Origin of the sequence: Streptomyces sp. NPDC006385 (assembly GCF_040612485.1) — a bacterium.
Classification (GTDB): domain Bacteria; phylum Actinomycetota; class Actinomycetes; order Streptomycetales; family Streptomycetaceae; genus Streptomyces.
In genome coordinates this window covers 65,604-89,990 of record NZ_JBEXQG010000028.1, presented here as the reverse complement: position 1 = coordinate 89,990, position 24,387 = coordinate 65,604, and the positions used below count along the sequence as shown (strand labels likewise).

The 24,387-nt window shown below is 70.9% G+C and carries 26 protein-coding genes; 13 read left to right on the top strand and 13 right to left on the bottom strand.

Annotated elements, in window-relative coordinates; all coding sequences use genetic code 11:
- Positions 1–13: 13 nt before the first annotated feature.
- Entirely contained in the window at positions 14–1,216 is a 1,203-nt protein-coding gene (locus ABZ078_RS22275) for an argininosuccinate synthase (protein WP_356577672.1), read from the bottom strand.
- A gap of 187 nt (positions 1,217–1,403) precedes the next feature.
- On the opposite strand from ABZ078_RS22275, the gene ABZ078_RS22270 reads away from it, so the two are divergent.
- The 6 genes from ABZ078_RS22270 (at position 1,404) to ABZ078_RS22245 (ending at position 7,152) form a co-directional block, all read left to right on the top strand.
- Positions 1,404–2,294, top strand: coding sequence for a hypothetical protein (locus tag ABZ078_RS22270; RefSeq protein ID WP_356577671.1), 891 nt, complete (start codon positions 1,404–1,406; stop codon positions 2,292–2,294).
- 117 nt (positions 2,295–2,411) lie between these two features.
- Positions 2,412–2,999, top strand: a complete 588-nt coding sequence (locus ABZ078_RS22265; RefSeq protein WP_356577669.1) for a pyridoxamine 5'-phosphate oxidase family protein — start codon at positions 2,412–2,414, stop codon at positions 2,997–2,999.
- 3 nt (positions 3,000–3,002) lie between these two features.
- Entirely contained in the window at positions 3,003–3,707 is a 705-nt protein-coding gene (locus ABZ078_RS22260; protein ID WP_356577667.1) for a L,D-transpeptidase family protein, read from the top strand.
- A 97-nt stretch (positions 3,708–3,804) separates the two neighbouring features.
- Positions 3,805–5,187, top strand: coding sequence for a ferredoxin reductase family protein (locus ABZ078_RS22255; protein ID WP_356577665.1), 1,383 nt, complete (start codon positions 3,805–3,807; stop codon positions 5,185–5,187).
- Between the two features lie 50 nt (positions 5,188–5,237).
- Complete coding sequence (locus ABZ078_RS22250) at positions 5,238–6,356, top strand: FMN-binding protein (RefSeq protein WP_356577663.1); 1,119 nt, start codon at positions 5,238–5,240, stop codon at positions 6,354–6,356.
- Positions 6,349–7,152 carry an FAD:protein FMN transferase gene (locus ABZ078_RS22245; protein WP_356577661.1) on the top strand — a complete coding sequence of 268 codons (804 nt, stop codon included), beginning with the start codon at positions 6,349–6,351 and terminating at the stop codon, positions 7,150–7,152. The genes ABZ078_RS22250 and ABZ078_RS22245 overlap by 8 nt, the downstream gene beginning before the upstream one ends.
- A 27-nt stretch (positions 7,153–7,179) precedes the next feature.
- Here ABZ078_RS22245 and ABZ078_RS22240 read toward each other — a convergent pair whose 3' ends face one another.
- From ABZ078_RS22240 to ABZ078_RS22215, 6 genes are all read right to left on the bottom strand, one after another.
- Positions 7,180–7,746, bottom strand: a complete 567-nt coding sequence (locus tag ABZ078_RS22240; protein ID WP_356577660.1) for an arginine repressor — start codon at positions 7,744–7,746, stop codon at positions 7,180–7,182.
- A gap of 19 nt (positions 7,747–7,765) precedes the next feature.
- On the bottom strand, positions 7,766–8,971 hold the full coding sequence (locus ABZ078_RS22235; RefSeq protein ID WP_356577658.1) for an acetylornithine transaminase: 1,206 nt from the start codon (positions 8,969–8,971) through the stop codon (positions 7,766–7,768).
- A complete protein-coding gene (gene argB / locus ABZ078_RS22230; RefSeq protein WP_356577656.1) occupies positions 8,968–9,876 on the bottom strand; it encodes an acetylglutamate kinase in 909 nt (302 codons plus the stop codon). The genes ABZ078_RS22235 and argB overlap by 4 nt, the downstream gene beginning before the upstream one ends.
- A complete protein-coding gene (gene argJ / locus ABZ078_RS22225; RefSeq protein ID WP_356577654.1) occupies positions 9,873–11,024 on the bottom strand; it encodes a bifunctional glutamate N-acetyltransferase/amino-acid acetyltransferase ArgJ in 1,152 nt (383 codons plus the stop codon). The genes argB and argJ overlap by 4 nt, the downstream gene beginning before the upstream one ends.
- A complete protein-coding gene (argC, locus tag ABZ078_RS22220; protein WP_356577652.1) occupies positions 11,021–12,049 on the bottom strand; it encodes an N-acetyl-gamma-glutamyl-phosphate reductase in 1,029 nt (342 codons plus the stop codon). Before argC ends, argJ begins: the two co-directional genes overlap by 4 nt.
- Positions 12,050–12,141: 92 nt before the next feature.
- A complete protein-coding gene (locus ABZ078_RS22215; RefSeq protein ID WP_356577650.1) occupies positions 12,142–12,882 on the bottom strand; it encodes a VOC family protein in 741 nt (246 codons plus the stop codon).
- 148 nt (positions 12,883–13,030) lie between these two features.
- Between ABZ078_RS22215 and ABZ078_RS22210 the strand changes: the two genes are divergently transcribed.
- Positions 13,031–13,714 (top strand): DUF6215 domain-containing protein, encoded by a 684-nt coding sequence (locus ABZ078_RS22210; protein ID WP_356577648.1) that lies wholly within the window; start codon positions 13,031–13,033, stop codon positions 13,712–13,714.
- A gap of 71 nt (positions 13,715–13,785) precedes the next feature.
- Here the strand turns inward: ABZ078_RS22210 and ABZ078_RS22205 are convergent, their stop codons facing one another.
- A complete protein-coding gene (locus tag ABZ078_RS22205; RefSeq protein ID WP_356577646.1) occupies positions 13,786–16,269 on the bottom strand; it encodes an alpha-L-arabinofuranosidase C-terminal domain-containing protein in 2,484 nt (827 codons plus the stop codon).
- Between the two features lie 136 nt (positions 16,270–16,405).
- Here ABZ078_RS22205 and ABZ078_RS22200 point away from each other — a divergent pair, with 136 nt between their 5' ends.
- Positions 16,406–16,849 carry a DUF6314 family protein gene (locus ABZ078_RS22200; protein ID WP_356577645.1) on the top strand — a complete coding sequence of 148 codons (444 nt, stop codon included), beginning with the start codon at positions 16,406–16,408 and terminating at the stop codon, positions 16,847–16,849.
- Here ABZ078_RS22200 and ABZ078_RS22195 read toward each other — a convergent pair.
- Both ABZ078_RS22195 and ABZ078_RS22190 read right to left on the bottom strand, forming a co-directional pair.
- Positions 16,831–17,424, bottom strand: coding sequence for a histidine phosphatase family protein (locus ABZ078_RS22195; protein WP_356577643.1), 594 nt, complete (start codon positions 17,422–17,424; stop codon positions 16,831–16,833). The genes ABZ078_RS22200 and ABZ078_RS22195 overlap by 19 nt on opposite strands.
- 104 nt (positions 17,425–17,528) lie before the next feature.
- Complete coding sequence (locus tag ABZ078_RS22190) at positions 17,529–17,966, bottom strand: GNAT family N-acetyltransferase (protein ID WP_356577642.1); 438 nt, start codon at positions 17,964–17,966, stop codon at positions 17,529–17,531.
- A 91-nt stretch (positions 17,967–18,057) separates the two neighbouring features.
- Here ABZ078_RS22190 and ABZ078_RS22185 point away from each other — a divergent pair, with 91 nt between their 5' ends.
- Positions 18,058–18,294 carry a DUF6461 domain-containing protein gene (locus ABZ078_RS22185; RefSeq protein ID WP_356577640.1) on the top strand — a complete coding sequence of 79 codons (237 nt, stop codon included), beginning with the start codon at positions 18,058–18,060 and terminating at the stop codon, positions 18,292–18,294.
- Here ABZ078_RS22185 and ABZ078_RS22180 read toward each other — a convergent pair.
- On the bottom strand, positions 18,291–19,733 hold the full coding sequence (locus tag ABZ078_RS22180) for a PLP-dependent aminotransferase family protein (RefSeq protein ID WP_356577638.1): 1,443 nt from the start codon (positions 19,731–19,733) through the stop codon (positions 18,291–18,293). The two genes, ABZ078_RS22185 and ABZ078_RS22180, sit on opposite strands and share 4 nt — an antisense overlap.
- Here ABZ078_RS22180 and ABZ078_RS22175 point away from each other — a divergent pair.
- Together ABZ078_RS22175 and ABZ078_RS22170 are read left to right on the top strand one after the other, a co-directional pair.
- Positions 19,732–20,730 (top strand): DMT family transporter, encoded by a 999-nt coding sequence (locus tag ABZ078_RS22175; protein ID WP_356577636.1) that lies wholly within the window; start codon positions 19,732–19,734, stop codon positions 20,728–20,730. The two genes, ABZ078_RS22180 and ABZ078_RS22175, sit on opposite strands and share 2 nt — an antisense overlap.
- A 93-nt stretch (positions 20,731–20,823) precedes the next feature.
- On the top strand, positions 20,824–21,021 hold the full coding sequence (locus ABZ078_RS22170; RefSeq protein ID WP_356577634.1) for a DUF1918 domain-containing protein: 198 nt from the start codon (positions 20,824–20,826) through the stop codon (positions 21,019–21,021).
- 31 nt (positions 21,022–21,052) lie between these two features.
- Here the strand turns inward: ABZ078_RS22170 and ABZ078_RS22165 are convergent, their stop codons facing one another.
- Positions 21,053–22,315 carry a family 10 glycosylhydrolase gene (locus tag ABZ078_RS22165; protein ID WP_356577633.1) on the bottom strand — a complete coding sequence of 421 codons (1,263 nt, stop codon included), beginning with the start codon at positions 22,313–22,315 and terminating at the stop codon, positions 21,053–21,055.
- Positions 22,316–22,509: 194 nt separating this feature from the next.
- On the opposite strand from ABZ078_RS22165, the gene ABZ078_RS22160 reads away from it, so the two are divergent.
- Positions 22,510–23,382, top strand: coding sequence for a 3-hydroxybutyryl-CoA dehydrogenase (locus tag ABZ078_RS22160; RefSeq protein WP_356577632.1), 873 nt, complete (start codon positions 22,510–22,512; stop codon positions 23,380–23,382).
- Between the two features lie 193 nt (positions 23,383–23,575).
- Positions 23,576–23,833 carry a hypothetical protein gene (locus tag ABZ078_RS22155; protein ID WP_356577631.1) on the top strand — a complete coding sequence of 86 codons (258 nt, stop codon included), beginning with the start codon at positions 23,576–23,578 and terminating at the stop codon, positions 23,831–23,833.
- Here ABZ078_RS22155 and ABZ078_RS22150 read toward each other — a convergent pair.
- Complete coding sequence (locus tag ABZ078_RS22150) at positions 23,830–24,360, bottom strand: NUDIX hydrolase (RefSeq protein ID WP_356577629.1); 531 nt, start codon at positions 24,358–24,360, stop codon at positions 23,830–23,832. The genes ABZ078_RS22155 and ABZ078_RS22150 overlap by 4 nt on opposite strands.
- Between the last annotated feature and the right edge of the window lie 27 nt (positions 24,361–24,387).

The window sequence follows — 24,387 nt, the reverse complement described above, 5'->3', positions numbered from 1 at the left end:
ACCGAGGTCCGCGTCAGGCTCCGCCCGCGAGATCGCGCCGCGCCGCGATCTTCGACGACAGGCCGTAGATGTCGATGAAGCCCTTGGCCGCGGACTGGTCGAAGGTGTCGCCCGTGTCGTAGGTCGCGAGGTTGAAGTCGTACAGCGACTGCGCCGAGCGCCGGCCGGTGACGACCGCTCGGCCGCCGTGCAGGGTCATGCGGATGTCGCCGGAGACGTACTGGTTGGCCTCGTCGACGAAGCCGTCGAGGGCGCGCTTGAGCGGGGAGAACCACTGGCCGTCGTAGACGAGTTCGCCCCAGCGCTGCTCGACCTGGCGCTTGTAGCGGGCCAGTTCGCGCTCGACGGTGACGTTCTCCAGCTCCTGGTGGGCGGTGATCAGGGCGATCGCGCCCGGCGCCTCGTACACCTCGCGGGACTTGATGCCGACGAGGCGGTCCTCGACCATGTCGATCCGTCCGACGCCCTGGGCGCCGGCCCGCTCGTTGAGCTGCTGGATCGCCTGGAGGACGGTGACGGGCCGGCCGTCGATCGCGACCGGGGCGCCCGCCTCGAAGGTGATGACCACCTCGTCGGGCTCCCGGGCGACGGCCGGGTTCTGGGTGTACTCGTAGACGTCCTCGATCGGCGCGTTCCAGATGTCCTCCAGGAAGCCCGTCTCGACGGCGCGTCCGAAGACGTTCTGGTCGATGGAGTACGGGGACTTCTTGGTGGTCGCGATCGGGAGCTGCTTCTCCTCGCAGAACGCGATGGCCGCGTCCCGGGTCATCGCGTAGTCGCGGACCGGGGCGATGCACCTGAGGTCGGGGGCGAGGGCGACGATGCCGGCCTCGAAGCGGACCTGGTCGTTGCCCTTGCCGGTGCAGCCGTGGGCGACGGTCGTGGCGCCGTGCTTGTGCGCGGCCGCGACGAGGTGCTTGACGATCGTCGGCCGGGAGAGCGCCGAGACGAGCGGATAGCGGTCCATGTAGAGGGCGTTGGCCTTGATCGCCGGGAGACAGTACTCGTCGGCGAACTCGTCCTTGGCGTCGGCCACTTCGGCCTCCACCGCGCCGCAGGCGAGGGCACGCTTGCGGATGACGTCCAGGTCCTCGCCACCCTGGCCGACGTCCACCGCGACGGCGATGACCTCGGCGCCCGTCTCCTCGGCGATCCAGCCGATGGCGACGGAGGTGTCCAGACCGCCGGAGTAGGCGAGTACGACGCGCTCCGTCACGGGATCCTCCTCAGCATTGCCCTGTCCTGCCTCTCCTGCATGATTATGCAGAGCAGTGCATGATTCGTCAATCGAGAAGATTTTTCACTCTCGCTTGAACGGGAGTAACCGCTTACCCGTACCTCTCGCCGAACGCAGGCGCCGCGTTTCGCCAACCACGACCACCTGACCCGAGTGAGGCATCCGCATGTCCAGGGCTCTTCCGAAGTACAACAAGCGTCGCGTCGCGTTCATCGGCGGCGCTGCCGCGGTGGCGCTGTCCGGCACGGTGATCGCCGGCTTCGCCCTCGCGGGGGAGACGTCCAAGAGCAACGGGACCAGCGCCCGCACCCTGGCCGGCCCCGGCACCATCACATGCCCGGACGTCAGGTCGAAACTGCCCGCCATCCCGGCCTCCGCCAAGGCCGAGGTCGACCGCAACCTCGCGCTGCTGAACACGCAGATCAACGAGGCCAACCAGCGCCTCGTCAAGACTGTCGGCCAGGGCGGACCCAACTTCGTCCAGAACGCCATCCTCGGCCCGCTGAAGGACAAGCGCGTGGCGACCGTCAACCGCATCGCCACCGCGATCGGACGTACGGCGGCGAAGCCGCAGGGGCTGGACGCGCTCGCGTCCTGCGCCCTGAACGCCACCGGGGCCAACGCCGGCGGCGGCGCCAAGGCCACGCCCAGCGCGCCCGCCCAGCAGCAGGGGGGCGGAAACACGGGCAACGCCGGGAACACGGGCAACACCGGCAACGCGGGCAACGCGGGCAACGCGGGCAACGGCGGCAACGCCAACGCCGTCGGCACGATCAACTGCCCGGACGTCACCGGCCGGCTGCCCGCGATCCCGGCCTCCGCCAAGGCCGAGGTCGACCGCAACCTCGCCCAGCTCCAGACCCAGATCAACGAGGCCAACAAGCGCCTCGTCGACACCGTCGGCCAGGGCGGACCCAACTTCGTCCAGAACGCCATCCTCGGCCCCCTGGAGGACAAGCGCGTCGCCGCCCTCAACCGCATCGAGACCGCCATCGGCCGCGCGGCCGCCAAGCCCGAGGGGCTGGAGGCGTTCGCAGCCTGCACCCTCACCAAGTGAGGTGACAGGCAGCCATGGCCGCCCCGTTGGCACGCCGGCCGGGGCGGCCATGGCGACGCCGAACGAACTCCGCAATTCCTTAGACAGGCGAACGATCCACGTCCATACTCGGTGGACGTGGGAAAAACTTATGAACGCATAGACGGCAGACTCCGCACGTTCATCGAGGAGCAGCCCCTCTTCTTCACGGCGACCGCTCCCCTGTCCGGCGAGGGGACGGTCAACCTCTCCCCCAAGGGCCTCAAGGGTTCCTTCGCGATCCTCGACGAACTCACCCTGGCCTACCTGGACTTCGCCGGCTCCACCGCCGAGACCGTCGCGCACCTGCGCGAGAACGGCCGGATCACCCTCATGTGGTGCGCCTTCCAGGGCCCGCCCAACATCGTCCGCGTGCACGGCCGCGGTGAGGCCGTCTTCCGCGACGACCCACGGTTCGCGGAGCTGCTCGGCCACTTCCCCGACATCGACCCCTCCCTGCACGGCCTGCGCGCGATCATCGTGGTGCGGGCCGAACTCATTCGTGACTCCTGCGGGTACGCGGTCCCCCTCATGACGTACGACGCGGACCGCGACCTGCACGGCAGGCGGTTCGCGCGCGAGGACGACGACTCGCTCAGCGCGTACTTCGCCAAGAAGGAACACATCGCGACCAGCCTGGATGGCCTACCCGGGCTGCCGTTGCCGCTCCCGCCGTCCAGCGTCTGAGCCATGCGCCCCGGTGTCGTCGCCGCCCTCGCGTCCGCGTCCCTGCTCACCCTCGGCGCCGCGCCCGGTGGCCCGGCGCCGCAGCCGCTGCCCGCGCGGATGGCCGACACCGGGGGCGGGACCCAGCTGATCACCGCCGTGGCGCCGGGGACCGCCTCGACGTCGGGGACGGTCACCTGGTGGGACCGGGTGGACGGGCGGTGGGTGAAGGCCGGCTCGGCGCCCGCACGGTTCGGGGCGAAGGGGCTCGTCGAGGGAGCCGAGCGCAGGCAGAGCACGCACACGACCCCGACCGGCCTGTACGGGCTGCCGTACGCCTTCGGCATCGAGGCGGCGCCGCGCGGGACGACGTACGAGTACCGCCGCGTCCACAAGGACTCCTGGTGGTGCCAGGACAACGACTCCCGCGCCTACAACCGCTGGACCGAGCCCCTGGCCCGCGACTGCCGGGCCGCCGAGTCCGAACACCTGATCTCCTACGGGGCGCTCTACGCCCACGCGCTCGTCGTCGGCTTCAACCACGAGCGCCCGGTGAGGGGGCGCGGGGCCGGGATCTTCCTCCATGTGAAGGGGCGCGGGGCGACCGCCGGTTGTGTGTCGGTGCCGCGGGACGCGATGAAGCGGATCCTCAAGTGGGGCGATCCACGGCGGAAACCGCACATCGCGATCGGCACGGCGAGCGGGCCCACGGCGATCACCCGGTACTGAGCGAGCGCACTGAACACACGGACCGCCCCGCACGTATCTCTGGGCCAAGGGACCACGTCGACCACGCACTCCCCTTGCTCCCGTCCCCGGAGGAACCGTGACCACCACGCTCGCAGGCGGCCGTGCCGCCCGCCGCCAGACGATGCGCCGCATCCGACCGCGCCGCTCCCCGGCCGTCCCGCTGGTGATCGCCCTATGGGCGGGCGCCGCGGCGGTGCTGTGGCTGTGGTGGGACAACACGCCCTCCCTGGCGGACAACACCGCCAAGATCCTCGCCGCGGGCCGGATCACCGGTCTGCTCGCCGGGTACCTCATGGCGCTCGTGGTCCTCCAGATGGCCCGGGTGCCCGCGCTGGAACGGCGGGTGGGCTCGGACCGGGTCGCGCGCTGGCACGCGATGAGCGGCCGTTACACGATCTGCCTGGTCATCGCGCACGTGTTCCTCACCATGTGGGCGTACGCGCTCCAGGCCGGCAAGACGCTCGGCGACGTGGGCCGGCAGACGATCGACTCGGTCAACACGCTGCCGGACATGGGCAAGGCGGCCATCGGCACCGGACTGCTGTTCCTCATCGCGCTCCTCTCGATCGGGGGCATCCGCCGCCGTATCCCGTACGACACCTGGTACCACGTGCACCTGCTGACGTACGCGGCGGTGTACCTGACGTTCTGGCACCAGATCAGCACGGGCAACGAGTTCGCGGTCGAGCCGGCCGCGAAGACCTTCTGGTACGGGCTGTACGGGGTGGTCACCGCGCTGGTGCTCTGGTACCGGATCCTCACCCCGATCCGCCTCAACCTGCGCCACCGCATGTACGTCGAGGCGGTGATCGAGGAGACGCCGGGCATCGTGTCGGTGCTGATCGGCGGGCGCAAGCTGCACCGTATGGGGGCGGAGGCCGGGCAGTTCTTCCGGTGGCGGTTCAAGGCGCCGGGCATGCGGTTCAGTTCGCACCCGTACTCGCTGTCGGCGGCGCCCCGCCCGGACATGCTGCGGATCACGGTCAAGGCGATCGGCGACCACACGTCCCGGCTGCGCGACCTGAGGCCCGGCACCAAGGTGTGGGCTGAGGGCCCCTACGGCGCGCTGACCGCCCAGCGCCGCAGCCGGGGCAAGGTGCTGCTGGTGGCGGGCGGGGTCGGCATCACGCCGATGCGGGCCCTGTTCGAGACGCTGCCCGGCGCGTCCGGCGACATCACCCTGCTCTACCGGGCCAACAGCACCCAGGACCTGGCGCTGTGGGACGAGCTCGCGGCGATCGCCGACGAGCGCGGCGCCCGGCTGATGTACGCGGTCAACAGCCCGGACGGCGAGCGGCCCGACATCTCGGCGGAGCGCCTGCGGCAGAAGCTGCCGGACATCGACAAGCACGACGTGTTCATGTGCGGGCCGCCCGGCTTCGCGCAGTCCGTGTACGAGGCCCTGCGCGGCGCGGGTGTGCCCGCCCGCCGCATCCATCACGAGTCGTTCGAGATGTGAGCGACGGGACGTCACACACCAGACTTCGGACTTCAGGAGCTGTAGGAGCGATGAGGAAGAGTCACCCCATCCGGCGTGTCGTGCTGGCCGGCGCCGCCACCGTGTCCGGGATCGTGCTGCTGCTGTCGCTGAAACCGGCGACCGACCCGGCGTCCGCGCAGGCGGCGGGTGGTGCCGCACCGCCCGCGGCCGCGGCGCCTCAGGGCGGCGCCCAGGCGGCCGGGACCGGCACGTTCACCGGTGACGCGGCGCGGACCCAGTACGGAGCCGTGCAGGTACGGCTGACCGTCAGCAACGGCAAGATCACCCAGGCGGAGGCCGTCCAGGCCCCCAAGGGCGGCCAGAGCGACCAGATCACCGCGAACGCCGTGCCCAAGCTCAACCAGGCGGCCGTCGCCGCGCAGAACGCGGACATCGACGCGGTGTCCGGAGCGACGTACACCAGCAACGGCTACAAGCAGTCGCTGCAGTCGGCCCTGGACAAAGCGCAGGCGAGCGCCGGTTCGTCGCAGGGCTCCGGCTCCGCCCGGGCCGCCACCGTCACCGGTGATGCCGTCCAGACCCAGTACGGGCCGGTCCAGGTCCGGATCACCGTCGCCGGCGGCAAGATCACCCAGGCGGAGGCCGTCCAGGCCCCCAAGGGCGGCCAGAGCGACCGGGTCACCGCGAACGCCGTGCCCAGGCTCAGCCAGGCGGCGGTCGCAGCGCAGAGCGCCGAGATCGACGCGGTGTCCGGAGCGACGTACACCAGCGCCGGCTACAAGGAGTCCCTCCAGTCGGCGATCGACAAGGCGAACGCGAGCGCGGGCTCCTCACAGGGGTCCGGCTCACAGGGGTCCGGCTCACAGGGGTCCGGCTCACAGGGGTCCGGCTCGCAGGGTTCCGGCGCCGCCCAGGCCAGGACGGTCACGGGCAGCGTCGTCCAGACCCAGTACGGACCGGTCCAGGTCCGGATCACCGTCAGCGGCGGCGGGATCACCGAGGCCGAGGCGGTCCAGGCGCCGAGCGGCGGGCAGAGCACCAACATCACCGGCAACGCCGTACCGAAGCTCAACCAGGCGGCGGTCGCGGCGGGCAGTGCCGACATCGACGCGGTGTCCGGGGCGACGTACACCAGCGCCGGCTACAAGGAGTCCCTCCAGTCGGCCCTGGACCAGGCCGGTGGCTGACGTGGTGGCCGAGCCGGCAGAAGCTCCCGCCGCGGTACGTCGTGCGGAGGAGGCCATGGGGACGGTCTTCTCCTTCGACGTCCGCGGCGGGGATCCCGGCGCCGTGCAGTCGGCACTGGACGAGGCGGTCGCCGGACTGCACCGCGTCGACGAGGTGTTCAGCACGTACCGCGACGACAGCCAGATCTCCCGGCTGGCACGGGGTGAGCTGACCGTCGACGCGTGCGACCCGGAGGTCGCCGAGGTGCTCGGCCTGGGCGGCGAGGCGGAGCGCACCAGCGAGGGCTGGTTCAGCACGTCGTACGAGGGCCGCGTCGATCCGACCGGCATCGTCAAGGGCTGGTCGGTCGAACGGGCGGCCCGCCTGCTCGCCGCCGTCCCCGGCGTGACCGGCGTGAGCGTCAACGGCGGCGGCGACGTCCAGCTCCTGGGCGTACCGGGCGGGCAGCGGCCGTGGCGGGTGGGCGTCGCCGACCCCCTCCGCCCGGGGGGCCTGGCAGCGGTGATCTCCGCCGCCGGCCTGGACGAGCTGGCGGTGGCCACATCCGGTACGGCGGAACGCGGCGCCCACATCGTCGACCCGCGCACCGGCCGCTCAGCGGTGACGGACCTGGTGGCGGTGACGGTGGTCGCCCCTCAGCTGACCTGGGCGGACTGCTGGGCGACGGCGGCGTTCGCGATGGGGTCGCGGCAGGGGCTGCGCTGGCTGGAGTCGCTGCCGGACGTGGAGGCGCTGCTGATCACGGCGGGCGACGAGGTGCGATGCACAGGTGGCCTCGCCTCTCGACTGGGCTGAGCCGGCCGAGCACCGCGGCCACCCCGCTCAGTGGCCGTTCTGCGCCAGCCGCAACAGGTGATCGGCCAGGGCCTGCCCGCCCGTGGGGTTCCTGCTGATCAACAGCAGCGTGTCGTCCCCCGCGATGGTCCCCAGAATGTCGTGCAGCTCGGCCTGGTCGATGGCCGAGGCCAGGAACTGCGCGGCCCCCGGAGGGGTCCGCAGGACCACGAGATTCGCCGAAGCCTCCGCGGAGATGAGCAGTTCCTGCGACAACCGCCGCATCCGCTCCTCCTTCGCCGACTCCCCGAGCGGCGCCCGAGGGGTCCGGAAACCCCCCTCACTCGGCACCGCGTAGATCAGGTCACCGTCGTTGTTGCGGATCTTCACCGCGTTGAGCTCGTCCAGGTCCCGGGAGAGCGTCGCCTGAGTGACGCTCAGCCCGTCGTCGGCGAGCAGCTTCGCGAGCTGGCTCTGCGACCGCACCGGCTGTCGGTTGAGAATGTCCACGATCCGGCGGTGGCGTGCGGTGCGGGTCTGCGGCACGGCGGGACCGGCGGCCCCGTTCGCCTCGTTGTGCGCCTGGTCCTGCGCGTCGTCCTGCGCCTGGCTCATCGTCGTCTCATTCTCCGGATCATCCATCCCCGTCGGCCTCGCCGGCCCCGTCCAGGATGCCGGGAAGGGCCTGAAGAAGCGCCTCCACTTCGTCGTCACCGAGGTTCAGCGGCGGCATGAGCCGCAGGGTGTCGGGGGCGGGCGCGTTCACCAGGAATCCGGCTTCCTGAGCCGTCTGCTGCACCTTGGCGGCGAGCGGCTCGGTGAGCACGATACCCAGGAGCAGGCCCGCGCCCCGGACATGGTCGATCAGCGGGTGACCGAGGGCGTCGATCCCGTCGCGCAACGTCTCGCTCTGCCGCTTGACGTTCTCCAGCAACCCCTCGTTCGCGATCGTGTCCAGCACGGCCAGTCCCGCGGCACAGGCGACCGGGTTGCCACCGAAGGTGGTCCCGTGGTGGCCGGGCCGGAGCAGCTCGGCCGCCCGCCCGAAGGCGACCGTCGCCCCGAGCGGCAGGCCGCCGCCCAGGCCCTTGGCTAGCGTGACGACGTCCGGCAGGACCCCCTCGTGGGCCTGGTACTCGAACCAGTGTCCGGTCCGGCCGATGCCGGTCTGCACCTCGTCCAGGACGAGCAGCGAACCGGTGGCGGCGGTGATGGCCCGGGCCGCCTTGAGATAGCCGGGCGGGGGCACGATGACGCCGTTCTCGCCCTGGATCGGCTCGATGATCACGAGGGCCGTCTCCTCGGTGACCGCGGCGGCCAGGGCCTGCGCGTCGCCGTACGGGACATGGGTGACGTCGCCGGGCAGCGGCAGGAAGGGTTCCCGCTTGCCGGGCTGGCCGGTGAGCGCGAGGGCGCCCATGGTGCGGCCGTGGAAGCCGCCGTCGGTGGCGACCATGTGCGTCCGGCCGGTCAGTCGGCCGATCTTGAACGCGCCCTCGTTCGCCTCGGCGCCCGAGTTGCAGAAGTACACCTTGCCGTCCCGGCCGAACAACTGCAGGAGCCGCTCGGCGAGCGCGACCGGCGGTTCGGCGATGAACAGGTTGGAGACATGCCCGAGGGACGCGATCTGCCGGCTGACGGCCTCGACGATCGCGGGGTGCGCGTGGCCGAGGGCGTTGACGGCGATGCCGCCGACGTAGTCGACGTACTCCTTGCCGTCCGCGTCCCACAGTTTGGCGCCCTCGCCCCGCACCAGGGGGATCCGCGGGGTGCCGTAGTTGTTCATGAGCGCGCCCTGCCACCGCTGGGTGAGCTCGGCGTTGGTCGCCGTGCCGGTCATTCTGCTTCCCCCTCTTGCTCGTCCGGCACGACCATCGTGCCGATGCCTTCGTCGGTGAAGATCTCCAGCAGGATCGAGTGCTGGACCCGGCCGTCGATGACGCGCGCGGTCTGGACGCCGCCGCGCACGGCGTGCAGGCAGCCCTCCATCTTCGGGACCATGCCGGAGCTCAACTCCGGTAGCAGCTTCTCCAGTTGGGAGGCGGTGAGGCGGCTGATCACCTCGTCGGAGTGGGGCCAGTCCTCGTAGAGGCCCTCGACGTCCGTGAGGACCATGAGGGTTTCGGCGCCCAGCGCAGCAGCGAGTGCCGCAGCCGCCGTATCAGCATTGACGTTGTAGACATGGTGGTCGTCCTGGGAGCGGGCGATGGACGAGACGACCGGGATGCGGCCGTCGGCCAGCAGCGCCTCGATCGCGCCCGTGTCGATGTCGGTGATCTCGCCGACCCGCCCGATGTCGACCAGCTCGCCGTCGATCTCGGGCTGGTGCCGGGTGGCGGTGATGGTGTGCGCGTCCTCGCCGGTGAGGCCGACGGCGAGCGGCCCGTGCTGGTTGAGGAGCCCGACCAGCTCGCGCTGCACCTGTCCGGCCAGCACCATGCGTACGACGTCCATGGCGTCCTCGGTGGTGACGCGCAGGCCGGCCTTGAACTCGCTGACGATGCCGTGCTTGTCGAGGGCGGCGCTGATCTGCGGGCCGCCGCCGTGGACCACGACGGGCTTGAGGCCGGCGTGATGCAGGAACACGACGTCCTGCGCGAACGCGGCCTTCAGCTCCTCGTCGATCATGGCGTTGCCGCCGAACTTGATGACGACGGTCTTGCCGTTGTGCCGGACGAGCCAGGGCAGCGCCTCGATGAGGATCTGGGCCTTGGGGAGGGCGGTGTGCTTCCGCGTGGTGCTCATGACGAGTAGGCGCTGTTCTCGTGGACGTAGTCGGCGGTGAGGTCGTTGGTCCAGATGGTGGCGGTTTCGGCGCCGGCGGCGAGGTCGGCGACGATGTGCACCTCGCGGTAGCGCATGTCGACCTTGTCGCGGTCCTCGCCGACGCCGCCGTTCTTGCACACCCAGACGCCGTTGATGGCGACGTTCAGCTGGTCGGGCTCGAAGGCGGCCTCGGTGGTGCCGATCGCGGAGAGCACGCGGCCCCAGTTGGGGTCCTCGCCGTGGATGGCGCACTTGAGGAGGTTGTTGCGGGCGATGGAGCGGCCCACCTCGACGGCGTCGTCCTCGGTCGCGGCGTTGATCACCTCGACCTTGATGTCCTTGCTGGCGCCCTCGGCGTCCCGGATGAGCTGCTGGCCGAGGTCGTCGCAGACGGCCCGTACGGCTTCGGCGAACTCCTCGTACTCCGGGGTGACCTCGGCGGAACCGGAGGCGAGCAGCAGCACGGTGTCGTTGGTGGACATGCAGCCGTCGGAGTCGACGCGGTCGAAGGTGACCCTGGTGGCGGCGCGCAGGGCCTTGTCCAGGGTCTCGTCGTCGAGGTCGGCGTCGGTGGTGAGGACGACGAGCATGGTGGCGAGGCCGGGGGCGAGCATGCCCGCGCCCTTGGCCATGCCGCCGACGGTCCAGCCGTCCTTGGTGACGACGGACGTCTTGTGGACGGTGTCGGTGGTCTTGATGGCGATGGCGGCCTTCTCGCCGCCGTGCTCGGAGAGCTGGGCGGCAGCGGCCTCGACTCCGGGGAGGAGCTTGTCCATCGGCAGCAGGACGCCGATGAGGCCGGTGGAGCAGACGGCCACCTCGATGGCACCGCGCCCCAGTACCTCGGCGGCCTTCTCGGCGGTGGCGTGGGTGTCCTGGAAGCCCTTCGGGCCGGTACAGGCGTTGGCGCCGCCGGAGTTGAGGACGACCGCGGACACCTGGCCGCCCTTGAGCACCTGCTCGGACCACAGCACGGGGGCTGCCTTGACACGGTTGGAGGTGAAGACGCCGGCGGCGGCGCGGCGGGGCCCGTTGTTGACCACGAGGGCCAGGTCCGGGTTGCCGTTCTCCTTGATTCCGGCGGCGATGCCCGCGGCCGTGAATCCCTTGGCTGCCGTGACGCTCAAGGTGCGACTCCGATCGTGGAAAGCCCGGTGGTCTCGTCGAGACCGAGGGCGAGGTTCATGCTCTGGACGGCACCGCCCGCGGTGCCCTTGGTCAGGTTGTCGATGGCGCTGATCGCGATGATGCGGTTCGCGGCCGCGTCGTACGCGACCTGCACCTGAACGGCGTTCGAACCGTGGACGGACGCCGTGGCGGGCCACTGCCCCTCGGGGAGCAGATGGACGAAGGGCTCGTCGGCGAAGGCCTTGTCGTAGGCGGCGCGGACGGAGTCCGCCGTGACGCCGGGGCGGGCGTTCGCGCTGCACGTGGCGAGGATGCCGCGGGGCATCGGGGCGAGGGTGGGCGTGAAGGAGACGGAGACCCGCTCGCCCGCCGCCGCGCTGAGGTTCTGGATCATCTCGGGCGTGTGCCGGTGGCCGCCGCCGACGCCGTACGGCGACATCGAGCCCATGACCTCGCTGCCCAGCAGATGGGGCTTGGGCGCCTTGCCCGCGCCGGAGGTGCCGGAGGCGGCGACGATCACGGCCTCGGGCTCGGCGAGGCCGGCGGCGTAGGCCGGGAAGAGAGCCAGCGAGACGGCCGTCGGGTAGCAACCGGGTACCGCGACGCGCTTGGACCCCTCCAGCGCGGCCCGGGCACCCGGCAGTTCGGGGAGGCCGTAGGGCCAGGTGCCGGCGTGCGGGGAGCCGTAGAACGTCTCCCAGTCGGCCGCGTCCTTCAGTCGGAAGTCGGCGCCCATGTCGACGACCAGCACGTCCGGGCCGAGCTGCTCGGCGACGGCGGCGGACTGCCCGTGCGGCAGTGCGAGGAAGACGACGTCGTGTCCGCCGAGGACGTCGGCCGTGGTCTCCCGCAGTATCCGGTCGGCGAGCGGCAGCAGGTGCGGCTGGAGCGCGCCGAGGCGCTGCCCCGCGTTGGAGTTGCCGGTCAGGGCACCGATCTCGATCTCGGGGTGCGCCAGGAGCAGACGCAGCAGTTCCCCGCCCGCGTATCCACTCGCTCCGGCCACTGCCGCACGTACCGCCATGGAATCCTCCTCCTAGACGGCATGACTATACGTTTCGCTGCACGTTTATGCAATCCGGTCCGGGATGCCGCCGCCGGGGCGGCTGCCCCACCTCAGGACAGGGCGAGGACGCAGAACTCGTGACCCTCGGGGTCGGCCAGGCACGTCCAGGGGACGTCGCCCTGGCCGAGGTCGAGGTCGGTGGCACCGAGGGCCCGCAGCCGGGCCACCTCCGCCGCTTTGTCGTCGCCGGGGTACGGCAGCAGGTCCAGATGGACGCGGTCCGGCACGGTCTTCACGTCGGGCGTGCGGAGGAACTCGAGATACGAGCCGACGCCCTCGGCGGAGCGCAGCACCGCGTGATCGTCGGTCACCTCGTGCAGGGTCCAGTCCATCGCCTCGTCCCAGAACCGGGCCATGGCGCGCGGATCCGCGCAGTCGACCACCACCCGGGCGATCGGCCCGGTGTCCCGGTAGGTCTCCCGAGGCTCCAGCACGCAGAACTCGTTGCCCTCGGGGTCGGCAAGGACCGTCCACGGCACGTCGCCCTGGCCCACGTGGGCGGGCGTCGCACCGAGTGCCATGAGGCGCGCGACCAACTCCGCCTGATGGGCCGCGGAGGTGGTGGCGAGATCGAGGTGCACACGGTTCTTCGCCGCGGTCCTGGGTTCCGGGACGGGAACGACGTCGACGCAGACGGCGACCGGGTCCGGCCAGACGAGGCCGCCGACGGGTCCGACGTAGGTGGTGACGCCGGGGCTGTAAGCACTCCAGCCGAGCGCCTCCGCCCAGAACCGGCCGACCGCCGAGGCGTCAAGGGCCTTGATGTTCACCATCACTGGTCGCAGGGGCATGCCGGCGATGCTACGCACCCCTCCGCGGCGACATCCACGCCGTCGCCGGGCAGCCGGGCTGGACCGGGAGAAACAGCTTTGTCCGGGTCATGCTCAATGAGCTAGGGTCCCCGGGCACATATCAGGGGGATCACGGCAGGTGGGGGACATGACCGAAGACAGCGGCACGCCCGTGAAGGGCCCGAACGCATGGGGGCAGGGCATCGCGGCCGTGGCGCTGGTGGCGGCACTCGGTGGCGGCCTGTGGGTGTTCGAGGAGAGGCCGGGGAACAGCGGCCCACCGCCCGCCACCTGCGCCGACGAGGAACCCGCGAAGTCGGCCGGGCGGGTCACCGGAGCGCAGCTGTGCGAGGCACTGCACCGTGCCGACCTCGCCGAGTTGCTGGGCACGCCGACGGAGACCGCGAAGACCGCCCACGGCAGCGACGGCTCCGTCGGAATCGCCGGCGGCCAGGACATTCCGATGCCCTCCGCCGAGGTCGAGTTCGACACCTACACCGTGAGGCTCTCGGCCACCTACGACGGCCTGCCCGTGTCCGGGGCCCATGAACTGCTGGGGGGCGCGAAGCAGCGCACGGTTCTGGGCCGTCCGGCGGTCCTGTACTCGGACCGGACCATCAGGATCGACTTCCGCCTGGACGGGGGCGACGCCGACAGCGGTCCCGGCGTCCCGCTGCGCGCCCTCATGGTGGCCCAGGACGCGCAGGACGGCGGCGGTTCCTTCGACATGACCCTGTGGCGCGCGGACGGCGTGGTGCCGGACGACGCCGTCCTGCTCCGGGTCGCCGAAAAGGTCCTGCCGACGGTCCCGGGGTGGGCCGCCGGCAGGTGACGATCCTTGGCGGCGCCCAGTGCACCGCCCTGGTGGGCCGCCGCCCGCGGACAGCGGCCCACCGGATGCCGTTACCTCTGCTTGATCCTCAGGAACGTGACGGAGTTCGCCGGGAAGGTGTAGGTGAACTCGTCGGCCACGCCCCGGAAGGTGGACGTCACCGGCACCACCGGCGTGTCCGTCTCGGTGTTCACGGCGTCCTGGTCGGCGGCCAGCGTGGTCACGCGGGCCGTGGACGCGACCTTCGCGCCGCCCAGGTCGATGGCCGTACGGGCCTCGGTGGACTGGGCGTTGACGACCTTGACGATCAGGTCACCGGTCTTGGCGTCCTTGGTGACGACCTGGCGGAACGGCTCGGCCGGCTTGTCGTCCTTGAAGCTGCCCCACTCCTTGCCGTCCAGGAACAGGGTGACCTGACGGCCGCGGACCTTGATGTCGATGTCGTAGGCACGGCCCGCCTCGATCGAGCCGGGCTTCGTCATCAGCGTGCCCTTGCCGCCGTCGACGGCCTGCTCGATCGCGGACTGGGTGTTGTTCCAGCCGCCCAGGTTCCACCAGTAGTAGTTGCCGGTGTCCTTGACGCCGAAGGCGACGAGGAAGCCCTCCTTGCCGGACTTCTTGGTGGCCTTCACATGCAGGTCGTAGTCCTTCCAGGCCGGGTCGCCCGCCGTGACCATGGTGTTCTCGGCGGCGGCGTCGGTCTGGACGTACTGCCCGTCCTGGATGCTCCAGCTGCCGGCCCCGGAGTGCTTCCACTTCGAGGCGTCACCGGAGAAGTCGTCGCTGAGCAGGGTCGAGCCGTCCGCCGAGGTGACCTTCACGTCGTCGTACGCGGCGCTGGTCGCCCACGTCGACAGGCCGACGGCGCCGGTGATGGGACCGCTGACGTCCGGCGTGCCGGTCGCCTTCGAGGGGACCACGCGGTCGCCGACGTTGGTCATGAACAGCTTCTGGACCTCGTAGTTGGCCGAGTTCCAGGAGGCCCGGTTGTTGAACCAGATCATGTCCGGCCGCCACTGGACGTAGTCCTCGTTGGCGAGCAGCGGGGCGTAGGAGGCGAGCTTGACGATGTCCGCGTTGCGCTCCAGGCCGGTCATGAACGCCGCTTCGGACAGGCCGTTCTTCCAGGCGTTGCCCTGCGAGGCGTACTCACCGAGGAAGACCTTGGGGCCGTTCCTGTCGTAGGAGTCGTAGCGGTCGTTGTTCTGCAGGAACCAGTTCGGGCTGTTGTAGTAGTGCTCGTCGACCATGTCGACCTTGCCCTCGCGGTTGAGCTGCCACGCGGTGTCGAAGGTCGTGCCGGCGTCGTCCGGACCCGAGTTGGAGATGACGGTGATGTCCGGGTACTTCGCCTTGATGGCGGCCCGGAACTGCTCGAAGCGGGCGAAGAACTCCTTGGGCAGGTTCTCCTCGTTGCCGACCCCGATGTGGGTCAGGTGGAACGGCTTGGGGTGGCCCATCTGGGCGCGCACCTTGCCCCACTTGGAGGTCGCCGGGCCGTTGGCGAACTCGATGAGGTCGAGGGTGTCCTGGATGTGCCGCTTGAGCAGCGCCTCGTTGTCGGTGGCCTTGTTCTGGCCGCAGCCGGTCACCAGGGCCGGGACGACGGGCAGCGGCATGGCGCCGATGTCCTCGGAGAAGCGGAAGTACTCGTAGTAGCCGAGGCCGTAGCTCTGGTTGTAGCCCCAGAAGTTGGCGTTGGTCGCGCGCTGCTCTACGGGACCGATGGTGTCCTTCCACTGGTAGCTGCGCTTGCGCTGCCAGTTGGACGCCTCGCTGTAGTCCTCCATGGAACCGGTGTTGACCAGGCAGCCGCCGGGGAAGCGCACGAAGCCCGGCTTCAGGGCGGCGATCTTCTCGGCGAGGTCCTTGCGCAGGCCGTTCGGCTGGTTCTTGTAGGTGTCCCGCGGGAACAGCGACACCTCGTCGAGCGCGGCGGCGTTCGTCGAGGCGACGGCGAGGCGGCCGCGGTTGCTGGTGCGGGTCGCGGTGAAGGTGCCCTTGTACTTGGCCCAGCCGCCCTTCACGGCCACCTGGCGGGCGGTGGCCAGGGTGCCCGCCGCGTCCTTCAGGGAGACGGTGAGCGTGGTGCCGCTCTCGGCGCGGGCCCACACCGAGAAGTCGTACTTCTTGCCCTTCTCGACCCGTATGCCGGTGTTGTAGCCGACGTTCGTGACCGACGAACCGGCGCCCAGCGAGAGGTAGTTGCGGTTGCGCTCGTTGAGCCGGCCGGCGTCGTTCACGACCCGGGCCGTGCCGCCGACCGTCCAGGACGTCAGGGGCGTGTAGGAGCCGTTGTCGGCGGTGGAGTACTCGAAGGACCGGTTCTGCACGAGCTCGGCGTACAGACCGCCGTCGGCGGCCCGGTTGATGTCCTCGAAGAAGACGCCGTACATCGTGTCGTCGATCGCCGCACCCTTGGCGGACGGGTCGACGGTGATCGCGTAGTCGGTGACGTCCTCGGCGTGCGCGGGGGCCGGTACGAGGGCTGCTGCCGTCAGGAGGGCGGTGGCCGTGAGGCCGACTCTCCATCGGGTGCGGGCGGTGCGTGGCATGGATACTCCGCGGCTCTCTGGTAGAGGTTGTTCGAAATATCAGACATTGGTCAACACTTCGAACGGCAAGATAGGGAGGGGGCGGATGCGCGTCAATGGGTCGCGCAGGAACGGATGTGACAAAGGAGTGGACGCCATGGGCGAGTTCCGGCCAGTGCCCGACGCGCTGGGCTATCTCGCCGGGCGGTGGCGGGTCGAGCGGTCGGTGCGGGATCTCGCGAGCGGGGACGACGGGGAGTTCTCCGGTACGACGGTTTTCAGCCCGGTGGACAGCGGCGGCCTCCTGCACCACGAGTCCGGCACCTTCGTCTGGCGGGGCGTCCCCAGGCCGGCCGAGCGGACGCTGCGGTTCCTGCCCGGCGAGGCGGACGGCACGGCGGACGTACGGTTCACGGACGGACGGCCGTTCCACGACCTGGACCTGAGCTCCGGGCGGCACGTCGCCGACCACCCCTGCTCGGCCGACCTCTACCGGGGGGAGTTCACCGTCCGGGACGAGGACCACTGGCGGACGGTGTGGCGGGTGCGCGGCCCGGCCAAGGACCTCGTCCTGACCACCGACTACGCGCGCGCGGACTGAGCCGGCGCCCCGTCGAAGCGGAGGTACCAGCGCCCCGCCCGGCCGGTCACGGTGGTCGTCGACAGCGGGCGCACGTCGATGTGCCAGTACGTGGAGGGCGGCGCCTTCAGCGCGTACACCAAGGCGGCGCGGATCACGGACGGTTCGGCCACGGCGACGATACGGCCGCCGTCCTCCGCCGGCCGCGTGTCGAGCCAGCCGCCGACCCGGCCGATGAACGTCAGCAGCGACTCACCGCCGTGCGGCGTCCCGCGCGGGTCGGCCAGCCAGGCGTCCACCGCCTCGGGCTCCCGGGCCATCGCCTCGCCGAGGGTCAGCCCGCGCCAGCGGCCCATGTCGCAGTCGCGCAGGGCGAGTTGGACCAGCGGGGCGTAACCGAGGGCGTCGCCGGTGGCACGGCTGCGCGGGGTCGGCGAGCAGTAGCGCAGCTCGGCCGCCGCCAGCGGCAGCAGATCGCGGGCGACCCGCTGCACCTCGTCCCAGCCTGCCTGGTCCAGCGGCCGGTCGTCCTCGAAGCGCTCCGCGAGCAAGGAGGAGCTGCGCGCGGCGGCGACGAACGTGACCCGAAGTGGCATGCGTGGATGGTGTGCCTGGAAAGTGCGCAGGTCAAGAGATGTTGTGCAGGAGTTACCGAGGGTGGACGAAACCTTACTTCCAGGTCAGGGCCCGGGCGGACAAGTCACTGGAAATAGAGCGCCATCCACTGATCCGGCTTCTCCAGCGGCGCGAACCCGAGCTTCTCGTAGACCCCGTGCGCGTCGTGCGTGGCGAGCAGCATGCGCTTGATCCCGGAGGGCCGCAGGTGCTCGCGTACGGCCCCGACGAGCGCCGTCCCGATCCCCTTGCCGCGCACCGACGGATCGACGTACACGTCACACAACCAGGCGAAGGTCGCCCGGTCGGTGACGACCCGGGCATACGCCACCTGCTCTCCCGAAACCGCCTCGTACACCCCGAAGTTCAGCGAACCGTCGATCGCCTGGTCCTGCTTCTCCCGCGGCCGCCCGATCGCCCAGTAGGCGTCGGTGGACAGCCACCGGTGCACGCGCTCGCGGTCGACGCGGTGGGGGTCGGTGGAGATCTCGTAGCCCTCGGCGAGGGGCGGGATGTCGGTCATACGGCGAGATTTTCAGGACGCGGGCGCCGGCGTCGAACGGTTTTCCCCCGGTGGGCGGGGCGTTGTCAGTGGCGGGTGCGATGCTGCGGGCATGACTGGGACAGTGTGCGAACCGTCGTACGACATGGGCGACGGCCATGGGTCGTTCATCGGTGCCGCCTCCGTCGGCGACCGGTCGCTGAGGGTCGACGCGGACGACCGGAACCACGCCGGCCGCACCGAGGCGGCCTTCGCCCTCGCCCACCGGCTCAGGGGCATATGCCTGACCCCGGAACTCTTCGCGTCCGCCGAGTTCGCCTGTGGTGTCACCCCGGTACCCCGCGACTAGAGCACCTCGTCACAGGCGGTCCGCAGCCTCCGCACCCCCTCCGCGATCTCCCCCACCCCCGCCACCGCCGCGAAACTCACCCGCAGATGCCCCGCCGAAGGCTCCGCGCTGAAGTAGGGGCGGCCCGCAGTGATCGCGACCCCCGCGCGCAGGGCGGCCGAGGTCAGGGCCGATTCGTCGGTGCCGTCGGGCAGGCGCAGCCACAGGTGGTAGCCGCCGGACGGGATGTACGGGAGGGCGAGTTCGGGCAGGTCGAGGCGCAGGGCGGCCGTCATCGCGTCGCGCCGGGTCCTCAGCTCCGCCGAGATCGCCCGCAGATGGCGCGGCCAGGCGGGCGAGCCGACCAGTTCCAGCGCCGCCTCCTGCAGGGGTCGCGGTACGAAGAAGGTGTCGACGATCTGGATCGCGCGCAGCCGCTCCAGCACCGGACCGCGGGCGGCGAGCGCGCTCAGCCGGAAGCTCGGCGAGGTCGCCTTGGTGAGTGAGCAGACGTGCACGACGACGCCGTCGGGATCGTCGGCGGCCAGCGGACGCGGCAGCGGACCCGCGTCCTCGTGCACCAGGCGCCGTACGAAGTCGTCCTCGACGACGAAGGCACCGGCCTCACGCGCGATGCGCAGCACCTCACCACGCCGGTCGGGGGCGAGCACCGCGCCGGTCGGGTTCTGGAACAGCGGCTGGCAGACGAAGACGCGGGCGCCGGTCGCCCGGAAGGCGTCGGCGAGCAGCGACGGCCGCACGCCGTCGGCGTCGACCGGGACCGGGACCGGACGCAGGCCCGCGGCGCGGGCGATGGCCAGCATGCCCGGATACGTCGGCGACTCGACCAGCACCGGCGCACCCGGCGGGGCGAGCGCCCGCAGCGCGGTCGTCAGGGCGGACTGACCGCCCGCGCTGATCAGCACCTCGGCGGCCGTGACGGCACCCCCCGGCCCGCCGATGCTGCGCGCGAACCACTCCCGCAGCTCAGGCAGCCCGTCCATCGGCGGTCTCCCCCACGCCCCGGGCCGGCGACCGGCCCGCGACAGCGCGGCGGCCATGGCACGCTCCGGCTGCAAGGACTGGTGCAGATAGCCGCCGTTGAACTCGATCACGCCGGGCGGTGGAGCGGACAGCGAGGCCAGTACCCCGGAGGCGTCCACCGAGCGCGGTACGAGTTCCGTGGCGACGTCCGCGCTGAGCGTCACCTCCTGCCAGGAGGTGTCCCCGACGGGAGCGGCCCGCGGGTGCGGCTCGGCGCGGAACGCCCCGGCGCCGGGCCGGGTGACCACCAGCCCCTCGGCGACGAGCTGCGCGAGGGCGCGGGAGACGGTCACCGGGCTCACGCGGAACCGCTCCACGAGAGCACGACTCGACGGGAGCTTTCCACCAGGAGAGTAGCGGTCGAGCTCGCGCCGCAGCTGACTCGCCAGTTCACCGACACTGCTACGCTCTTGCATGAGAGCAGAGAATAGCGCTACCACGCCGACCTCGATAGCAGTCACCGCCCCAGCCACCCCGGCGGTTCCGGCTGCCCCGGAGGTCCCGGGGGTCCCGGCTGCCATGACCGCGGCGACCACCGCTGCCGCCCCGACCCGGCCGGCCCTCCGCGGCACCCTCCAGTCAGCCCTCGGCGTCACGGCCTTCTCCCTCACCTTCCCCGCCACCGCCTGGGGCCTGGAGAGCTTCGGCGCCTGGTCGCTGGTCGCCGTGCGCAGCGTGCTGGCCGCCCTGATGGCGGGCGGCTGCCTGCTGGTCCTGCGGGTACCGCTGCCCGCCCGCCGGCACTGGGCGGGCCTCGCGGTGGTCGCCGCCGGAGTGGTCCTCGGGTTCCCCCTGCTCACCACGCTCGCGCTCCAGACGTCCACCACGGCGCACGCCGCCGTCGTGGTCGGTCTGCTCCCGCTGACCACCGCCCTGTTCTCCGCCCTGCGCGTCGGCACCCGCCCCTCGCGTGCCTTCTGGCTGGCGGCGCTCGCGGGCGCGGCCGCGGTGATCGCCTTCACCGTGCGGCAGAGCGGCGGCGCCCTGACCAGCGCCGACCTGTACCTCTTCGGGGCGCTGCTGGTGTGCGCGGCCGGCTACACCGAGGGCGGCCGGCTGACCCGGGTCATGCCGGGCTGGCAGGTGATCGGCTGGGCGCTGGTGCTGTGTCTGCCGCTGAGCGTGCCGGCCGCCGTGGTGGCGCTGTCGTACGAGCCCGTGGAGCTGACCTGGCACGGCGTCACCGGGCTGCTGTGGGTCGCGGCGGGCTCGCAGTTCCTCGGTCTGGTCGTCTGGTACCGGGGCATGGCGGCCATCGGCATCCCGAAGGCCAGCCAGTTGCAGTTGGCCCAGCCCCTGCTCACACTGGTGTGGTCGGTGCTGCTGCTGGGCGAGCACCTGACAGTGGCCGCCCCGCTGACGGCCGCGGCGGTGCTCGTGTGCATCGCCGTGACCCAGCGGACGCGTGGCTGAGCGGGCCCCTACGACCCACTTCCCACCACCGCTCCACGCCGTAGACTCAAGGCCACGGACCGCTGCCCCGCACCTGGTGAGGAGGACCGACAGATGCGTGCAACCGTGGGCGACCAGCTTGTCCAGCACGGCAGGGTGGTCGGGCAACACGACAAGGTCGGCGAGATCGTCGAAGTCCTGGGCCAGGAGGGCAATCCTCCGTACCGCGTCCGCTTCGAGGACGGGCACGAGGGTCTGTGCTCCCCCGGCCCGGACACCGAGATCCGTCACCGGGACACGACGACGCAGTAGATCGTCGAGCGGCGCGGCCGCGAAGGAGCCGTCAGCGCGGGAGCTTGGCCGGCTGCCCGTAGTGGTCGGCGACCACCTGTGCCATGGCTCCGACCCGGTCCGCCGCCATGTCCTTCGCCGCGAAGTAGACGTGCCCGCACGTCTGCGGATGATCCTTGGCCAGGGTGAGGTGCCGCGACAGCTCGTCCACGTCCTGCCATGCCGCGGGCTGCGCCGGATCACCGGCCTTGTAGAGCGCCTCGCCGATGTACAGCCGTGTCCGGCTGCCCCGCGCGACCTCCGCCCACCAGGGCACGAGCTTGGCGTAGTCCGCCGCCTCGAAGCCGATGTTCCAGTACAGCTGCGGGCAGATGTAGTCGATCCAGCCCTCGCGGACCCACGTGCGGGTGTCGGCGTACAGGTCGTCGTACGTCTGCACGCCCGCCCGTGAGTCGGAGCCGAGCGGGTCGGTGGCGGCGTTGCGCCACACACCGAACGGGCTGATGCCGAACTGGGTGGTGGGCCTGAGCTTCCTGATGCCGGCCGCCATCTCCTGGACCAGCTGGTCGATGTTGTCCCGGCGCCAGTCGTCCCGGGTCGCGAAGCCGCCGCCGTAGCGGTCGTAGGCGTCCGTGTCGTCGAAGGTCTGGCCCGCCACCGGGTACGGGTAGAAGTAGTCGTCGAAGTGGACCGCGTCGACCGGGTACTTCGCGACCGCGTCGAGCATCGCCTCCTGTACGAAGGCGCGGACCTCCGGCAGCCCGGGGTTGTAGTAGAGCTTGCCGCCGTACGCCACCACCCAGTCCGGGTACCGGCGGGCGGGATGCGACTCGGCCAGCCTGCTGAGGTCGGTGTGGTTGGCGATGCGGTACGGGTTGAACCAGGCGTGCAGGTCCAGGCCACGGGCGTGGGCCTCCTCGACGGCCGTGCCCAGCGGATCCCAGCCGGGGTCCTTGCCCTGCGTACCGGTGAGGACCTGTGACCACGGTTCGTACGGCGAGGGCCACAGGGCGTCGGCCGTGGGCCGCACCTGGAGGATCACCGTGTTCAGGTGGTGCGCCACCGCGTTGTCCAGGTGGCCGATCAGTTCGGCGCACTGCTCGTCCGCGGTCAGCCCCTGCTTGGACGGCCAGTCGCGGTTCGCCACGGTCGCCACCCACACGCCCCGCATCTCACGGGTGACCCGTCGCCGGTTCGGTCCCCGTCCGTCCGCCATGGCGGCGCCCGACGCGACCGCGCCGCCGCCCGCCACGAGTGCCGACAGGGCGGTCACCGCGAATGCCCGTCGTGACAGCCGTGACTTCCGGTGCAGCATCTCTTCGTACCTCCGTGTGCCGTGGTCAGGGGCCCACCCCGGGCGGATCCGCACGTCCGGATCACGCCCCGCGCCAGCTTTTCATGAGGCACCCGAACGATCGATCAAGCTGCGCCGAAGGTAACGTGCAGGTTTGGAGCAGGCGCCGAACAACGGCGGACCTGCCGCAGTCGTGGATCAGCGAAGGGGACGATGTGACCGGCATCTCCGGAGATATTGCACGCGTCGGTGTGGTGGGCTGCGGCCAGATGGGAGCGGGCATCGCCGAGGTGTGCGCCCGCGCCGGCCTGGACGTGAAGGTCGCCGAGACCACCGGCGAGGCCCTGGAGATCGGCCGCACCCGGCTGTTCAACTCCCTGGCCAAGGCCGCCGAGCGCGGCAAGATCAGCGAGGAGGAGCGGGACGCCACGCAGGCGCGGTTGTCCTTCACCACCGACCTCGGCGAGTTCGCCGACCGTGACCTGGTGATCGAGGCCGTCGTCGAGAACGAGCAGGTGAAGACGGAGATCTTCCAGGTGCTCGACCAGGTCGTGACCCGCCCGGACGCGATCCTCGCCTCGAACACCTCCTCGATCCCGCTGGTGAAGCTGGCGGTCGCCACCTCGCGCCCCGACCAGGTCATCGGCATCCACTTCTTCAACCCGGCTCCGGTGCAGCAGCTCGTCGAGCTGATCCCCGCGCTCACCACCTCCGAGGGCACGCTCAGCCGCGCCCAGATGTTCGCCGAGAAGGTGCTGGGCAAGCACGCCATCCGTGCCCAGGACCGCTCCGGCTTCGTGGTCAACGCGCTGCTGATCCCGTATCTCCTCTCCGCGATCCGGATGTTCGAGACGGGCATCGCCAGCCGCGAGGACATCGACAACGGCATGGAGATGGGCTGCGCCCACCCGATGGGCCCGCTGAAGCTGTCCGACCTGATCGGGCTGGACACGGTCGCCTCCGTGGCGCAGAGCATGTACGAGGAGTACAAGGAGCCGCTGTACGCCGCTCCCCCGCTGCTGCAGCGCATGGTCGACGCGGGCCGGCTCGGCCGGAAGACCGGCTCCGGTTTCTACACCTACGGCTGATTACAGACGGTCAGATTCCGGCCATGTACGCGGGCCCGGCACCCAGAAGGTGCCGGGCCCGCGTCATTCACACACCGTGTGCGCTCCGGGCTCGCATATGCCCCTCGCACACTCTCCCCATGCGTCCACCAGGCGAGTTCACTTTCCCTGCGCATGCAAGGGATGACAGATGACTACGGAAGGGAGCGGACTTGTGACCGCCGATCCCGAGCATCCGGTCGTGTCCGGAGAACTCGCAGAGTTACGACGTCGCCTCGACGTCGCCTACGCCCGTGTGGAGGGCGGGCTGGCTCTGCTCACGCATCGCACCGAGGAGACCGCCAAGGAGCTGGACGAGCTGAACACCCGGATCCACACACTCGAACACGCGCGCTGGCCGCTGCCCGCGGTCGCCGCCCTCACCGCCGTGGGTGCTCTCGTCGTGGCGATCTGGCAGGCGACCGGACGTTAGCCGAGCCTGAGATGGTGCAGCAGCAGTAACGCGGCCGCCATGTTGGCGGCCGGGACCTCCCCACGGGCGACCAGGTCGGGGACGAGCTTGAGCGGGACCCATTCCCGGCGGTCCGACTCGAAGTCGTCCACCGGATGTCCGACGTACTCGCCCTCGTCGGCCCAGTAGATGTGGTGCCGGGCGTCGGTGAGCCCGTTGGAGGGCTCCACGCTCATGAGGTGGTGCAGGGGTCCCGGCCGCCAGCCGGTCTCCTCCTCCAGCTCCCTGGCGGCCGCGCGGACGATGTCCTCACCGTCCTCGACGACGCCCGCCGCGAGTTCCCACCCCCAGCTGTCGGTGATGAAGCGGTGGCGCCACAGGAGGAGGACCTCGTTGGCCTCGTTGACCACCGTGGCCACGGCGACCGGCCGCAGCCGTATGAGGAAGTGGTCCAGGTGCCGGCCGTCCGGCAGCTCCACATCTGCCAGGTTGACGGTGAACCAGCGGTTTTCATACACAGTTTGTTCGTTCTGTTTCGTCCACTGCACGGTTCTGCCACCTTCCGTCGAGTAAGT